The 15,156-nt window shown below is 63.1% G+C and carries 12 protein-coding genes; 6 read left to right on the top strand and 6 right to left on the bottom strand.

Annotated elements, in window-relative coordinates; all coding sequences use genetic code 11:
• The first annotated feature begins 5 nt into the window (after window positions 1–5).
• Window positions 6–2,510 (top strand): UvrD-helicase domain-containing protein, encoded by a 2,505-nt coding sequence (locus ACEWE8_RS04065; protein ID WP_046785956.1) that lies wholly within the window; start codon window positions 6–8, stop codon window positions 2,508–2,510.
• A 7-nt stretch (window positions 2,511–2,517) separates the two neighbouring features.
• Here the strand turns inward: ACEWE8_RS04065 and ACEWE8_RS04060 are convergent, their stop codons facing one another.
• A complete protein-coding gene (locus ACEWE8_RS04060) occupies window positions 2,518–7,395 on the bottom strand; it encodes an NEL-type E3 ubiquitin ligase domain-containing protein (RefSeq protein ID WP_080952105.1) in 4,878 nt (1,625 codons plus the stop codon).
• A 184-nt stretch (window positions 7,396–7,579) separates the two neighbouring features.
• Here ACEWE8_RS04060 and ACEWE8_RS04055 point away from each other — a divergent pair, with 184 nt between their 5' ends.
• Both ACEWE8_RS04055 and ACEWE8_RS04050 read left to right on the top strand, forming a co-directional pair.
• Entirely contained in the window at window positions 7,580–8,506 is a 927-nt protein-coding gene (locus ACEWE8_RS04055; RefSeq protein WP_046785957.1) for an alpha/beta fold hydrolase, read from the top strand.
• Window positions 8,507–8,571: 65 nt separating this feature from the next.
• Window positions 8,572–8,997: a VOC family protein gene (locus ACEWE8_RS04050; RefSeq protein ID WP_046785958.1), complete on the top strand. Its 426-nt coding sequence runs from the start codon at window positions 8,572–8,574 to the stop codon at window positions 8,995–8,997.
• A 125-nt stretch (window positions 8,998–9,122) separates the two neighbouring features.
• Here the strand turns inward: ACEWE8_RS04050 and ACEWE8_RS04045 are convergent, their stop codons facing one another.
• Together ACEWE8_RS04045 and ACEWE8_RS04040 are read right to left on the bottom strand one after the other, a co-directional pair.
• On the bottom strand, window positions 9,123–9,692 hold the full coding sequence (locus tag ACEWE8_RS04045; protein WP_046785959.1) for a hypothetical protein: 570 nt from the start codon (window positions 9,690–9,692) through the stop codon (window positions 9,123–9,125).
• Window positions 9,693–9,768: 76 nt separating this feature from the next.
• Window positions 9,769–10,155 (bottom strand): VOC family protein, encoded by a 387-nt coding sequence (locus tag ACEWE8_RS04040; RefSeq protein ID WP_046785960.1) that lies wholly within the window; start codon window positions 10,153–10,155, stop codon window positions 9,769–9,771.
• 187 nt (window positions 10,156–10,342) lie between these two features.
• Between ACEWE8_RS04040 and ACEWE8_RS04035 the strand changes: the two genes are divergently transcribed.
• Window positions 10,343–11,248 (top strand): LysR family transcriptional regulator, encoded by a 906-nt coding sequence (locus ACEWE8_RS04035; protein WP_039602016.1) that lies wholly within the window; start codon window positions 10,343–10,345, stop codon window positions 11,246–11,248.
• A gap of 37 nt (window positions 11,249–11,285) precedes the next feature.
• Here the strand turns inward: ACEWE8_RS04035 and ACEWE8_RS04030 are convergent, their stop codons facing one another.
• Genes ACEWE8_RS04030 through ACEWE8_RS04020 form a run of 3 tightly spaced genes read right to left on the bottom strand, consistent with a single transcriptional unit; the run spans window position 11,286 to window position 13,269 of the window.
• Complete coding sequence (locus ACEWE8_RS04030; protein ID WP_012314810.1) at window positions 11,286–11,702, bottom strand: RidA family protein; 417 nt, start codon at window positions 11,700–11,702, stop codon at window positions 11,286–11,288.
• A complete protein-coding gene (locus tag ACEWE8_RS04025; RefSeq protein WP_046785961.1) occupies window positions 11,702–13,021 on the bottom strand; it encodes an NAD(P)/FAD-dependent oxidoreductase in 1,320 nt (439 codons plus the stop codon). Before ACEWE8_RS04025 ends, ACEWE8_RS04030 begins: the two co-directional genes overlap by 1 nt.
• A gap of 14 nt (window positions 13,022–13,035) precedes the next feature.
• Window positions 13,036–13,269 (bottom strand): hypothetical protein, encoded by a 234-nt coding sequence (locus ACEWE8_RS04020; protein ID WP_144415454.1) that lies wholly within the window; start codon window positions 13,267–13,269, stop codon window positions 13,036–13,038.
• Between the two features lie 54 nt (window positions 13,270–13,323).
• Between ACEWE8_RS04020 and ACEWE8_RS04015 the strand changes: the two genes are divergently transcribed.
• Together ACEWE8_RS04015 and argE are read left to right on the top strand one after the other, a co-directional pair.
• Entirely contained in the window at window positions 13,324–14,001 is a 678-nt protein-coding gene (locus ACEWE8_RS04015) for a DUF1028 domain-containing protein (protein WP_012314808.1), read from the top strand.
• A complete protein-coding gene (argE, locus tag ACEWE8_RS04010; RefSeq protein WP_046785962.1) occupies window positions 13,994–15,154 on the top strand; it encodes an acetylornithine deacetylase in 1,161 nt (386 codons plus the stop codon). Before ACEWE8_RS04015 ends, argE begins: the two co-directional genes overlap by 8 nt.
• Window positions 15,155–15,156: the final 2 nt, after the last annotated feature.

The raw sequence follows: 15,156 nt of genomic DNA, 5'->3' as shown, positions 1-15,156 counted from the left end.
CGAACATGCACGCTGATTCGATTTTCAACGGAGTGACCGTGGCCCACGAGCAACCCCAGGCCCCTGCCGAACTGACCCCGCCCGCGCAATTGCCCTGGCTTCGCCGCCTGGCTGCACGGCTTTTGGGCCGTGGGCTGAGCCGCTTGCAGGCGCAACACCGCGACTCCTGGTTCCTGGGCCATGCCACCGGCCAGCGCAGCGGCCACGCTGATGGCATGCGCGAAGGTTTCGAGCGTGGACGGGTGGAAGGCTACGAGGCGGGTCGCCAGGTACTGGTGATTCGCGATTCACGCCCTGATGCCGCCGCCGTACCCGGTCAGGATGACCGGTTGTTCGACGACTGGCGCCTACCACTGACCACTGAGCTCAAGAAGCGCTTCAAGGCCGATGTAGCCCAGCGCCTGCCCGCCGAGGCGCAGCCCAGTGCCGCCCAGTGGAAGCTGATATTCAGTGACACGCCGTCCACTTGCGTGGTGGCCGGGGCCGGGGCTGGCAAGTCCACTTCGCTGGTGCTGCGCATCCTGCTGTTGCGCCATTACCTTGGCTATGAGCTGGACGCGATGACGGTGGTCACCTTCACCCGTGAGTCACGCAAGGACTTCATCAAGCGCCTGGTGCAGGTGTTCTCGCTCTGGCAGCTCGACCTGCCACCGGCGCGTGCGCGCGAGCTGGTACGTACCTTTCACTCGCGCATTCTGCCGCTGGTCCGCAGCCTGCCGGGTTTCGGCCAGGTGCGAGCATTCGAGACCCTGGGCAACGACATGCCAGAGGGGCGTGAGGCGGACGCCGAGAGCAACCCGTTTGACCTGCGCCTGAACGACGCCCAGCGCCAGCAGCTCAACCTTTGCTATCGCGACCTGCTCGCCGAAAACCCGCGCTTTGCCGAAATCATCGCGACCCTGCGACGTGAAGCCCTGCAGCTCAAACCGCTGGACCCGGACCACCCCGATGTGCAGAAGCGCGTGCAGGTGACGCAACTGGCTGCCCAGCGCGACGAAGAGCTGTGCGACGTGATCGAGGACCTGTGGTTCGCGGCGGGCGTTTGGCCGATCAAAGGCATTGAGCCGTGCCGTGAAACGGTCGACATCCGGGGCAGCCGCTTCCATGTGCATGGCCGTCTGGAAGGCCTGGATGCCTGGGTTGTGCTCGGTTTCGACCCGTCGGAAAGCGCACAGTACCAGCGCCCGGGGGCCAAGCTTGCGGTGCGCGCCGAATGGGCGGTCAAGCGCACGTTGCTGCAGGCGTTCTGCGACAGGCCGCTGATCTGGCTGGACAACTATGCCATGGCCCGGCGCCTGGCCGCCTCGCTGGCAGGCGACGCGGTCGCGGGCCCTGGGTTCGAATACAAGGTCAAGGGCGAGTTGGCCCCGGCACCGTTGCTCGATGCTTTCGTCGGTGCCGCCAACTTCATCGAAAACCTGGGCCTTGAGGTCAACAGCGCCGTGGCGGCGATGAGTTTCCCGTCCGGCGACAGCGATGCCTTGTTCTTCGAGGCCCTGGCACTGTACTGGAAAGCCCTCGAGGCGCACCTGCTCAACCAGTCTCCGCCGGTGATGAGCTACAACCGCATGTTCGCCCTGTTCGGTGAGAACAACCCGGAGAACCTGCAATTGCTGCCAGACCCGATGCTCAGGCCGTTGGCGCATCTGATGATCGACGAATTCCAGGATGTATCGCCGCAGATCGTCAGCTGGCTGCGCGCCAGCCTCGCGGAGATCCGCCGCCGCGGACCGGCCATGCACACCGGCCGTAACGCCCAGTACTCTTCGCTGCTGTGTGTGGGTGACGATTGGCAGTCGATCTATGGCTGGCGTGGCAGTTCGCCCAAGTACTTCATGGAGTTCACCAAGACCTTCCCTTCGCCGGCCAATACCCGGGTGATGCTGGTCGACAATTACCGTTGTCAGCAACTGGTCATCGATGCTGCCGAGCATCTGGTCAAGGGCGCGCCATCGATCACTGGCAAGAAGGCCCGGGCCGCGGGCCCTGCTGCCGAGTTGCCGGTGTCGGCAGTCAAGGTGTGCGAACGTGACGAAGCGGTGCTTGGCCAGACGCTGATCGAGCATTACCAGCGTGGCGAATCGGTGATGATGCTGTACCGCAAGGGCGCCGATAAAGCCTTGATGAGCGAGCATCTGGCCGGCGTGCTGCAAGGCGAAGCGGCATTGCCGCCCGAACAAAGGCGTCTGCGTCAGCTGACGTACCACAGCGCCAAGGGGCTGCAGGCCGATGCAGTGTTCATGCTCGGCGACTGCCAGTACCTGACCAGCTCGCCGTACAAGAACCAGGTGTATCGCCAGGCCGGCCTTGGCCGTGCCGGTGATGCCCAGCCGTTCGATACAGCGCAGAAGGAAGAGGTACAGCGCCTGGCCTACGTGGCGGTCACTCGCGCCGCCAGACACTGCTATTGGCATGTCGAGGCAGCCAGCGGCGAAGCGGCCGCTGCGCCACGGGCTTCGAGCCAGGTGGATGGCCGGCAGGCCTTCTTCGAAGACTTGCGCGGCCAATGATCGCGGCTTAGCCAGCGAGGGTTTCGGCCTGCCGGGTGAGGCTGAGCAGCAGGCCGTGCTCGACCTTTTGCTGCTCCTCGTTCAAGGCGCGCATGGCGTGGTCGAACTGGCCGTCATTGAGCGGCACACGCCGCAGCAGTCCGTTTTCGTCCAGCGGGTTCTGCGGCAGCACAGGCAACAGGGCTTCAAGTACCGAACTGTCCAGGCGGGCTACCGGTTCATGGCTGCCGTCCAGGCAATGGAACAGGTAGTCATGGCCCACTCGCCAGAAATCGGTGAGCAGGTTGAATGCTTCGGCATTGTGACGCTTGAGGTAGTGCACCCAGCCGGCCTGCCCAAGTATCCACGCCTGCCGAGTATCGGTTCTGGCATCCTGGGCAAGCACTGCGCTGTGTACCTTCTCGATGATGGTGCTGTTGATCCTGGCCGTGTCCCGGTAGAGCATGCCGCGGCTGGGTTCAGGGAAGTCCAGCCGGGTTGCAAGGGACTGGCGCAAGGCGAGGCGGACTTCGATATCGTCGACCAGCCCGGTTTCCAGTTCGACGTCAGGAAACGCGGCCGGATCATCCAGTGAGTCGTACTGTGGCAGATCCGCATCGAACATACCCTCTTGCAGCGCCTGCTTGCGTAATGTCCTTCTCAGGCTGATGCGATCGGCCAGTTCGTTGACGATGTCCCGGCGATAAAGCTTGCGGTATAGCGCGAGCAGGGTCTTGGCCTGCTCGCCGGTATGGCCTGCGGCTTCGTGCGCCAGCACTTCGATCTCCAATGCGCTGAAGGCGTCGGCACCTGCGTCACCGCAGGTTGGCGGATACGCATGCGCCACGTCGGCAAGGCGTTCGCGCAGTGCCGTGTCCTGGCCGGCTTTCTCCAGCAGGGCCCAGACTCGGCGGCCCAGGCTGTCTGGCTCATGCCGCGCCTCGGCTGACTGTACCAGGCGTTCGAGAATCCCCAGCAATTCACCGTTTTCCCCCTGGTCGAACAGATCGGTCCAGAGCTGGTCCTGGTGGGTGGAGGCGGTACTGCGCCACAGTGTCTGCCATTCAGGCATATCGGGTGCGTGTTCAAAGACCTGGACGCCGCTGGCGCGCAGTTGCGCACGGGTTTGCGCTTCAAGCGTGTTGTAGTTGAGGTGCCAGCGCCGCTCGGGTACTCGCGCAGCGACGTCCCGGGCGAACGGGGTGCGCAGGATGTCCGCGAGATTGGGCAGGGTGCGAATGCGGTTGAATGACAGGTCCAGGTGACGCAGTTGGTACTGATGCTGGCTCATCAGCCGCGTCAACCCCTCGGGCCATTGCCGCAGGTCGCAGTTGTTCAGGTTCAGGGTGCGCAGGCGGCCCATGTAGCTGACGTCGGGAGCATGGCCCAGTCTGTTGAAATCCAGCAGCAGTTCCTGGGGATGGATCATGGCCTGGAAGGCCGAGGCCAGGGTTTGGTCGAGGGTAATGGCATTGCTGCCCAGGTTCAGTACATCCAGCCGTAGGCCAGCCAGCAAGGCGAGGCTGGCAGCGTCCAGCTGCAGCCGGTTTCTGCGCAGGTTGAGGTTGCGCAGGCCGGGCATGGCCGCCAGGGCCTCATGAGCCAGGGGCGAGAGGGCCGGCAAAGCATTGCCGTTCAGCTTGAGCGTTTGTAGTCCAGGTGCCGATTTCAGTGCCTGGAACAAGGCCTCGGCGTCCATGTCCGGGTTGCCGGCCACCTCGAGTGTGCGCAGGCCAGGAAAGCATGACAGAAAATCCCCTTCCAGGCGCTCGAGCCTGAGCCCTTCCAGTGTAAGGGTGCGAATATGCGGCAAGCGTGCCGTGAGCGTTGGCAGCGTGCGTAACTGCATGCGGTCCAGCGTCAGCGTCTCGCGGGCAGCGCCACCTTCGCGGCCCCAGGCGGCCAGCATCCGCTCGGCAACGTGTGAGCGATCGAACCGCTCGTCCAGCTCATTCGCGCCGCCAACCCACCTGTGCAGGTCCTGGCGCAAGGTGCGTTGCTCGGCTTCCAGTCGGCTGATCTGAATACCCAGGTTGCCCGCCTGGGCCAGTTCGGATTGCAACGTGCCGAGTTCTCTGTGGTCGAGCTCTGGGTAGAGCGCGCGCAGGCGCTGCGTCGCGCGCCCGGTACCGCGGCCACTGAGCGGGTAGCCGATACGGCCGGCGGCAAGGCGCAAAGGTGAACGGTAGCCAGGTTCGATGGGCTGCTGGCCAATCAGCGCGGCGCAGTTTTCGCGGTCGGCGAGCGCAACCTCAAACAGTTGCGCGGCGCTTGCCTGCGGATGCTGGCCCAGCAGGCCTTCGGTCAATTGCTGGCTGTCGCTATTGGCCAGATGCGGACGGTAAAGACCAATGATCGCGCGGTCCAGCCGTGTGCGCGCTTGCAACTGGCGCGCTTCTTCGGCTATCCGTAACGGCACACGTCCAGTTGCCAGGCGTGCGCGTTCGGTATGGCTGGCCGCCTGGATGACCTCTTCCAAGGCACCAGGTGGTACACCGGGGAACTGCCTGCGCAATGGCTGTGTCGCGTCACTTGCAGGCTGGGCATGGTTGCGCAGCATACTGTGGTATATCGCCTCGCGCTGGCTCTGCAGCTGTTCACCCAGCCTGGTGTTCAGGGCCGATGCCCACAGGTCGGAAGGCAGGTCGCCGAGCATGGCTCGCACGTGTCGCTCGTCCAGCAGCGTTACGACTGCATGGCCTAGTTGACCATTCTCCAGATCCGAGCGGGTCATGCTGATTTCAATCTCGCCTGGGGTGTCGAGCGCCCCATACCGCACCGCATCGCCCCACGGTTCGGGGCCGATGAATACCTTGAGCACGTGATCCTGCGGCCAACCTGGCAGGCGCACCAGTTCCGGTAGCGCATAGTTCTTGTAGGCCGCCATTGAGAGGCCGTGCCGCACACGGTGGATCAGGTTCTGCACCTCGTTGTCCAGGCGTATGCGCAGCAGCATGTCCTCCAGCAGAGCCGGCGGGCGCAGCCCTTTGGCATGCATGCGGCGCAGCACACTGGCATCTGTACCCGTACTGCGCATCGCCGTGATCAGCTCGCTGCTGTCCAGCCCCTGGCTTGAGTGGCCAAGCCGCTGCAGCAACTGCGTATCGTCCCACTGCAAAGGCTGCTCATGGGCCAGTTGCCAGCGCCCGTCACCCTGATGGTGTAACAGGGGCGCGTAGGCTGCTGGGGCGCTGGGATGGCGGATGCGCCATTGCTGGTCAGGATCCTGGAACGTTTCATAGGGCGTGCCTTCCAGCACGAGGTAGCGTTTGCCCTCAAGCTCGTAATGCCCCAGTGCATCGGGCTGGCCTTCTGTTGGCAGGGTGACCGGACTGGCATAGGGGCCCATGTCCGGATGCCACAGTTGCAGGCGGTCTTCATGCCATACCGCTTGCATGGCATCGACGAAACCTGACGCTTTGATGACCTTGGCTGCGCCGGCAAAACCGGCGATCGCGGCAGCATTGATTACCAGTGATTCAACCTGGGCCAGTGCTTGTGCAGTGTCACCTTCTTCCCAGGCCTCAAAGCCGGTAAACACCGAATCCATCAGTTGATAAGCGAAAACGCCGGTCATGACCGCGTTCAGGCCGGGCACGAAGAAGGCGGCGATGTTCAGCACGTTCATGCCCATATCTAGCCAGTACCGCAGGTGCTTCTGATGAACCTCGGCGTCGACATCGGCTGTGGGGACTGCCAGGACCCTGGCGTCGGCCTTGAGGCGGGCAAGGTGGGCGCGGTAAAGGGTTGGCCACAACTCGGTTCTTGTTTGCGATGGCAAGACGTGGAAGCTCGGCGACTTGCGTGGCCGTTGCCTGCCTTGCTCATCGATCTCGAACAGTGCGTCCCGTAGCTTGCCCGCCAGCACGGGCTGGTCGCGTTTATAGGCAAGCCCGATAACGGTTTCGCGAAACGTGCTGTGCAGCAGCCGCTGTCGGAAATGCTTGGCAGCAGCCTGACGGGAGGGGTATTCGCGCACAGGGTGTTCTTCGTCGCCCGGGAGGTGGACGATGCAGGGGGTGATTGCATCCGGTATATCGGCGCCGATGAACAGCATCTCGTGCAACGGGATGTCGAACAGGCTCAAACGCCAGCTATGCAGGCGATGGCCGTCGTAGGCGGGCTGAGGTACGTCATTGCACAGGTCGTTGATCGCGGCGAGGCCTTTTGCGCTCAGCAGGCCCTTGAGCGAGGCGATGTACGCCTGAACGCGCAGTTCCTCTTGGCTGGCCCGCATCGACAGCTGACTGATTTGCGCCTTGTGCGGGCCTTCATAGATGGCCTGCAGGTGATCCTGATATTGCTGGCCAAGGTCCAGTGTGCGGCAATGCCGCACGAATTGCGCCAGGGACAAGCCGGCCAAGGGCGTGTCGTCGCCGGGCGCGCAGGTCAGCCCGCTGTAAGGCCCGACTTGTTCGATGCCTTCGAAGTTGTGCAGGGCGGCTTCAAGCAAGCTGCGCGACTGACGAGGGCCTACGGGGCGGGTCACAAAGGTCTCTTCCTGCAGCTGCGCACCCAGCGGTACTTCCGGGCTGCCGGTGCCCGGCCCGTAGTTGATGACCGTCTCGAAAGGCTGGAAGTTGTACTGGGCCTTGTCCACGGCCACTTTCAGACCCAGCCGGCTGCTCAGCAAAGGGCTGCAGAACGTGGTGATGTCCTTGAAACCGACAAGTGCGTTGCTCAGTTGGGTAACGCAGCTGTCACGTCGCCCGATGAGCATGCGCAACTGCTCACGATGCTCTGGCTGCGCGGTCGCATACCAGCTGTAAGGCGCGCCATCTTCATCCACGTAGGGCGCGCGTGCGCGTTGCACGATGCCTCTGGCATGCGTGGGATGCAGGGTGCGGGCCCATTCGGGCAGGGCTTGAGTGATCAGGTCTTGGTGCAGGGCAATCGCATTGTGCATGGGATGAGCCTCGTATGAGTGGAGGCGGTAGTCGACACTGCTGGCGAAGCGGGCGTGCGGTAGATAGTTGCCCGCAAGGGTCGGTCTCGTGCATGCATGGGTCGGTAAGAGGCCAGCAAGGCAGGCCACGCTGCGAGATGGTGGGGTGAAGGCATGGCGCCAGTGTTCAGCGAAGGAGAGTTCGATGCGTTCGCTATGCAGTCCAAAGGATCACCTGCTTGACCTCGACGGTATTGAAATAGCGGTACGCACGTGGGGAGCCGAAGACGGTATACCGGTGCTGGCGTTGCACGGCTGGCTGGACAATGCCGCCTCGTTCGAGCGGCTGGGCCCGTTGCTCGATGGTTGCTTCGTGGTCGCCCCTGACCTGATCGGTCACGGTCGCTCCGATCACCGGCGCCACGACAGCGGCTACTACCTGTGGGAGCATGCCGAGGACATGCTGGCGGTGGTCGAAAGCCTTGGGCTGGTGCGGTTTCATGTGCTAGCCCATGGCATGGGCACCGGCATTGCCTCGCTGCTGGCTGCCATGACCAGCGGCATCGCCAGTATGACCTTCCTCGACGGCATGGGAGCGCCGTTCACGGTTGCCGAGGATGATCGCGTGCAGCACCTGGCCCGTGCCTATCGGCTCAAGCGTATGGTGCAACGCAGCCAGTTGCACGGCTTTGCCGACGTCGCCGGGAGTCGCTTCGACGATCTGGAAACTGCCCTGGAGCAGCGACGCAAGCGTCTCGATGGCGAACTTGCCGACGACGCCGCACGGTTGCTGGCCATGCGTGACCTGCTGCAGTTGGCGCACGGCTACTGCTGGCGCCATGACCCACGGCTGGTGTTGCCCGAGCCGATGCCACTGACCGAGCGCGAGGCGTGTGACCTTCTCCGGGAAATCCGCTGCCCGCTTTACCTCATGCTGGGCAGGCAGGGGGCGTTTGTTGGCGGTGCCTTCGCGCAGCGCGAGGCTGCACTGCCCAGCCATGCCCGGGTCTCCTGGCACCCAGGTGGGCATCACTTCCACTTGGAAGCGCCGGACCGAACAGTGGTCGAGCAGATACTGCGCACCCTGGCCCGCCATGATGCCGGCCTGCTTCAGCGCCTGGTGAACGAGTAGCGGGGCATGCGCTGCTGGGCTATGGTGGCCGGGACCTTTGTGCAATCGCCTCAAGGAGCGCCGGCATGAGACCATTCGCCATCAAGCACATCGACCACCTGGTGCTGCGCGTCAGCGACCTGCAGCGCAGCGTGGCCTTCTACCGTGACCTGCTGGGCTGCACGGTCAGCAGGGAGCGCGAGGACCTGGGGATGGTCCATTTGGCAACCGGTACGGCCATGATCGACCTGGTTACCCTCGATGGCCCGCTTGGGCGCCCCGGTGGTGCTGCACCCGGGGCTCAAGGGCGTAACCTTCACCACTTCTGTCTGCGTATAGAACCGTTCGATGAACAAGCGCTGACCGCCTACCTGCAAGCGGCCGGCGTAGCGGTGGAGCCTGCCCAAGTGCGCTATGGCGCCGAGGGCGAGGGGCTGTCGCTATACTGCTATGACCCCGATGGCAACCAGGTCGAGCTCAAAGGGCCAGTGCCAATGCAGCAGGGCGCATGACCGGGCTGTGAGGAAATGATATCCGCCGATGCTGACAACCTGGCTATCCCGTACCAGCCGATTCTGCCTGGAATATTTTGCTATCACTTTCGCCCTGCTTACCTGCGCTGCAAGCTTGAGAGCAATCAGTCGAAGTAACCACGCAGGGTAAAGGCATACCCGATATCCACGTCCTTGGCCTCACAGCGGCTTGAGCGCTTGGTCAACACGAATTCGAACGCCGGCTCGTACAGCCCCTCACGCACGACCGCGCCGCCCAGTACTTCGACGTCATACCAGCCGTTATCCAGCTCGATGATCGGCCGCCCCGGCACTTGGTAGCGGGCGAGCAGGTCGCCGAGGGTCTTGTTGGTGAAATGCTGGAGGATGCGCCAGGTGTACACCATCACCGCACGGTTCTCGACCTGTAGCACATAACCCTCGCGCCGGTGTTTCAGGCGGCTGCCGGGCTCGAGCAAGGCGGGAGTGTCACCTTCGAGGGTGAAAATGATGTGGTAGGGCAGGTTGTCGATGCCGGCCAAGGGTATGACGATGCCTTCGCGCACGGCCCTGTCGCCGCTGTCGGTGTGGGTGAATTCGCTGGCCAGGTCATCGGGCAAGTCATTGTCGTGCTTGAAGCGGTCGAGCAACTGAATGTCCCCGACCAGAAAGTAATCGATCAGGTCGTTGAGCACTTCGCTGAATTCGTGGCGCATTGTTTTTCCTTGTTTTAGCGCACCGGGAATAGCGGCAACTTTAGCCAATGGCAGCCTGGCCTGCCATGGGCCAGGGTCAATGTTTCTGAGCGATCTGGATCAGGTTGCCGCAGGTATCGTCGAACACCGCGACGGTGACCGGGCCCAGGTCGGTGGGTTGTTTGGTGAACCTGACCCCTGCCTTGCACAAGCGCGTGTACTCGGCCTGAATGTCGCGCACGCCGAACGACGTCGCCGGGATACCGTCCTGGCGAAGCGCTGCCTTGTAGGTCTTGGCCGCTGGGTGGGCATCGGGTTCCAGTACCAGCTGAACACCGTTGGGCTCGTTGGGAGACGTGAGGGTCAGCCAGCGGTACTGGCCCATGGGGATGTCGTCCTTGGGCTCGAAACCCAGTACGTAGTGGTAGAAAGCCAAGGCCTTGGCCTGGTCGTCGACGAGGATGCTGGTGACAACGATTTTCATAGGCTCACACCGTTCCTGCGGCTGTTTACCTTCCAGTAAAGACGTTTTGCAGCCGGGCGTGGCAAAGCAAGAATATGTTCAAGCCATAGGCAAATCCTTCATCACCGCGCCGCCCGCCACTGCAACGGCACGGTAAAGTGGCAGGATAATTCAAAAGGGCGCCCCAACCGGCGCCAGAGAGGTGCCTGTGGCTTCCTATACCTTGCGACAACTCAAATACTTCGTCACCACCGTCGAGGCCGGCAGCGTCGCTGAGGCATCGCGCCAGTTGTACATCGCGCAGCCGTCCATTTCCACAGCGATCAAGAGCCTGGAAGAGAGCTTTGGCGTGCAGTTGTTCATCCGCCACCATGCCCAAGGTGTTTCGCTCACCCCCAGCGGCAAACGCTTCTACGCCAAGACCAAATCGTTGTTGCAGATGGCCCACGAGTTCGAGCAGAACGCGCTGGCCGACAACGATACCGTGGCCGGCCAGATCGATATTGGCTGCTTCGAAACCGTGGCCCCGTTGTACCTGCCACGCCTGATTGCCGGTTTTCGCGAACGCTACCCGGGCGTAGACATCCGTTTGCGCGACGGCGAGCAGCAGGAGCTTATCCAGGGCCTGACGGCGGGTACGTTCGACCTGGCGTTTCTCTACGATCATGACCTGGATGGCACCATCGAGGCTGAGCCGCTGATGCCTCCTCAAAAGCCCTACGTGTTGCTTCCTGAAAAGCACCGCTTTGCCGGCCAGTCGCAGGTGTCACTGCGTGACTTGTGCCCGGAGCCGATGATCCTTCTGGATGTGGCGCCGAGCCGTACCTACTTCGTCAGCCTGTTCAACGAGATGGGTCTTACGCCGAACATTGTCTTCAGTTCGCCGTCGATCGAGATGGTGCGCGGGATGGTGGGGCAGGGGTTCGGCTTTTCACTGCTGGTGACCCGGCCGCATTCAGAATGCACGTATGACGGGCAGAAGCTGGTGACGGTGGACATTGCCGAGCCGGTGGCGTTGTCGGGGTTGGCTGCGGCGCGTTTGAAGCGGGTGCAGTTGACCAAGCCGGCGCAGCTTTTCGTGGAGTTTTGCCGGGAAGAACTGGGCAGGATGTAGATGACCGGGGCGCAGCGCGCCCCAGCACCTCACTCAATCAAGCGTGATCCGGCACCACCGCAATCACATCGATTTCCATCAGCCATTCAGGCTGGGCCAGGCCCGCCACTACCAGCCCGGTGGAAATCGGGAACACGCCCTTGAGCCACTTGCCCACTTCTTTGTACACCGGCTCACGGAAGCGCGGGTCGGTGATGTAGGTGGTGGTCTTGACGATATGCGACAGGTCGGAGCCTGCTTCTTCAAGCAGTTGCTTGACGTTCTTCATCGCTTGCTCAGCCTGCGCCCGAGGGTCGCCCAGGCCCACCAGGCGGCCCTCGAAATCGGTGCCGACCTGGCCGCGCACATAGATGGTGTTGCCGGCGCGCACGGCTTGGCACAGGTCGTTGTCCAGGGTCTGGTTAGGGTAGGTGACCTTGGTGTTGAACATGCGGATGCGGGTATGGGTAGGCATCAGTGGGCTCCGAGGGTGCTGACGTTGCTGATCGAGGTAGTTTGCTGCTCATCCGCTTCACGCTGTTCGCGGTCGCGGTAGGCCAGGTAAGTGCGCTGGGTGGCGATGTGGCCAGCGACGTGCTTGGCGTCGTGCCAAACGCCCCAGATGAACGAGGAGCCGCGGCGCGACAGCCAGGGCAGGCCGAGGAAGTACACACCCGGTTCGCGGGACACGCCGCGCTGGTGCTGGGGCTTGCCATTGGCATCGAAGGTGTCGACCTGCAGCCAGCTGAAGTCCACGCCGTAGCCGGTGGCCCAGATGATGCTGGTGACATTGGCCTTGGCCAGGTCCAATTCCAGTAGCGGGTTGCTGACGCAAGCCGGGTCCGGCAGGCGCTTGCGTGCTTCGGGCTCTTGCGGCAGGTCCAGGCCGTTGCGTTCGACATAGGCATCGGCAGCGTCCAGCAAGGCCAGGTAGTTTTCGTCGCCGCGGCGGATGTTGTCGGCCAGGTTGTCCTGGAAGCGTGCAACACCGTTGTCGAACGATTGGGTCAGGCCGACCAGGGTCATGCCCTGATGGGCGAGGGCGCGGAAGTCTACGGTGTGGCCGCCCCGGGCACCGCTGACGGCGATGGTCACGTGCTCGCGGCCAGGTTTGGCGATCTCGGCATCCCATTCGCCCAGCACGCCCAGCCACCAGCAGAAGTCGCGGTTGCGATAAGCCCGTGGCGGACGATCGTGGGCGCCGACCGACAGGTACACCTGGCGCCCGGCGCGCATCAGCTCTTCGGCGATCTGCACGCCGGAAGAGCCGGCACCTACCACCAGCACTGCGCCCTCAGGCAGTTGCCCGGGGTTGAAATAGGCGGCGGAGTGGATCTGGTGCAGGTGCTCGTCCTTGGGCGCGATGGCCGGGATGACCGGGCGCTGGAACGGGCCGGTGGCGGCCACCACACGGTTGGCCCGGATCACCCCCTCGTTGGTTTCGATGGTGAAGCCGGGGCGGTCGGCATTGCGCACCACCTTCTTCACCTCGATGCCGGTGCGCACCGGCAGGTTGTACTTGCGTACGTATTGCTCGAAGTAGTCGGCAACCTGGTCCTTGCCGGCGAAGGCGTCGGCGTCGAGGTTGAATTCAAGGCCGGGGAAGCGGTCATGCCAGGCCGGGCCATTGGCGACCAGCGAATCCCAGCGGCCAGTGCGCCAGGCCTCGGCGATACGCTTGCGCTCCAGCACCAGATGCGGCACGCCGAGCTTGCTCAAATGTTCGCTCATGGCCACGCCGGCCTGGCCGGCGCCGACGACGAGGGTGTCGATTTCGATTGTATTCAGTGTCATGTCCGAGCCCTTGTTCAGGCGGTTTTTGTCAGGTCGGTTTGGAGGACCGCCGTTACCTGGGGCCAGACTAGGGATGCACGGAAAATCGCGAAATTAGTATTTAACGAGTACTTGCCGATAAAACGGCGAAGGCCTTGCTGCACAAGGGCTACAGGAAGGGTGGCAGGGGTTTCGGGCTGTTTTGCGTGGCTGTGCGCGGCCTTAGTTTTTTCCTGCTCAAGGCACAGGAAAAAGGTGGTTTCGCTCACTAAAAGGTTCTGCCCAGAATGCCTGCAATCGCCCAGAACAACAGGAGCCTTTTCATGACCTTCTCCATCATCGGACGCTGCCAGGAAACCGGCCAGGTCGGTATCGCCATCAGTTCGTCGAGCATCGCCGTAGGGGCGCGTTGCCCTTGGGTACGTGCAGGCGTCGGCGCCGTTGCCACCCAGAACATCACCTTGCCGGCGCTTGGCCCACAGATCCTCGATGCCTTGGAGCAGGGCCAGCTGCCGCCTGCGGCAGCGCTGGACCGGGTGCTCAGCGCCAATGGCTGGAGCGAGTACCGCCAGGTCACGGTGATCGACAGTAACGGCCAGGTGGCGTTGTTCACCGGCAAGCAGGCGTTGGGTGTGCACAACGCCGTGGCCGGTGAGCAATGCGCGGCGGCCGGCAACCTGTTGTCTTCGGTACAGGTCATCGAAGCCATGGTGCAAGCCTTCGAACAGGCCGGCGGGCACCTGGCTGATCGCCTGCTGGCGGCCATGCATGCGGCAATGGCTGCAGGTGGCGAGGCAGGCCCGGTGCACTCGGCGGCGCTGAAGATCGCGGGCGAGCTGACCTGGCCGCTGGTGGACCTGCGCGTGGACTGGGCCGATGAAAACCCGATCGGCGTGCTCGATGGTCTGTGGCAGGCGTACCGCCCGCAGATGCAGGACTACGTTACCCGCGCGCTGAACCCGACGACTGCACCGAGCTATGGGGTGCCGGGTGATGAGTGAGTTCACCAGCCGCGCCCTGTTGGCCCGGCTGATCGGCTATGCCACGGTCAGCCGCGACTCCAACCTGCAGCTGATCGGCTTCATCCGCGACTATCTGGCCGAACAGGGCGTGGACAGCGAACTGTTCCATAACCCTGAAGGCACCAAGGCCAACCTGTTCGCTACCATCGGCCCCGCTGATGTTGGCGGTGTGGTGCTGTCCGGGCATACCGATGTGGTGCCGGTGGATGGCCAGGCCTGGACGGTCGAACCGTTTGCCTTGAGTGAACGCGATGGGCGCCTGTATGGCCGTGGTACGGCGGACATGAAAGGTTTCATTGCCTCGGTGTTGGCGGCAGTACCCGCATTTCTTGCGCAGCCGCTGCGCATGCCGGTGCATTTGGCGTTTTCCTATGACGAGGAAGTGGGTTGCCTGGGGGTGCGCTCGATGCTCGCCGCGCTCGAACAGCGGCCTGACAAGCCGCGGCTTTGCCTGATTGGCGAGCCTACCGAGCTACAACCGGTGCTCGGCCACAAAGGCAAGCTGGCCATGCGTTGCCAGGTGCACGGCGCGGCGTGCCATTCGGCCTATGCGCCGTATGGTGTGAATGCCATCGAATATGCCGCCAGGCTGATCGGCAAACTGGGCGAGATTGGTGACGCGCTGGCGCTGCCCGAACAGCACGACGAGCGCTTTGACCCGCCGTTCTCGACGGTACAGACAGGCACCATCAAGGGCGGCAGGGCGCTGAATATCGTGCCCGAAGAATGTGCATTCGACTTTGAGGTGCGCGCTTTGCCAGGCTTTGAAGCGCAGACGGTGGCCGATCAGTTGCAGGCCTATGCCGAGGCCGAATTGTTGCCGCGCATGCGCAGCGTGAACGCGGCCAGTGCCATTCATCTGGCACCTTTGAGTGCATATCCTGGGTTGGCCACACCTGCCGACAGCGAGGCGGCGCGGTTGGTGGCATTACTCAGCGGGTCGGATGAATTCGGTACGGTGGCGTTCGGCACCGAAGGCGGGTTGTTCGATCAGGCAGGCATCCCCACCGTGGTGTGTGGCCCGGGGAGCATGGAGCAAGGGCACAAGCCGGATGAGTTTGTCAGTGTCGAGCAGTTGCAGGGGTGTGATGCGATGCTGTCGAGGCTGGTGGATTACCTCAGGCAGGATTGAAA

The sequence above is a fragment of the Pseudomonas sp. TR47 genome (assembly GCF_044143025.1).
GTDB classification, from domain to species: Bacteria; Pseudomonadota; Gammaproteobacteria; order Pseudomonadales; family Pseudomonadaceae; genus Aquipseudomonas; species Aquipseudomonas putida_E.
Note: the sequence above shows the minus strand (reverse complement) of the source record. Positions and strands in the feature narration are given on the sequence as shown.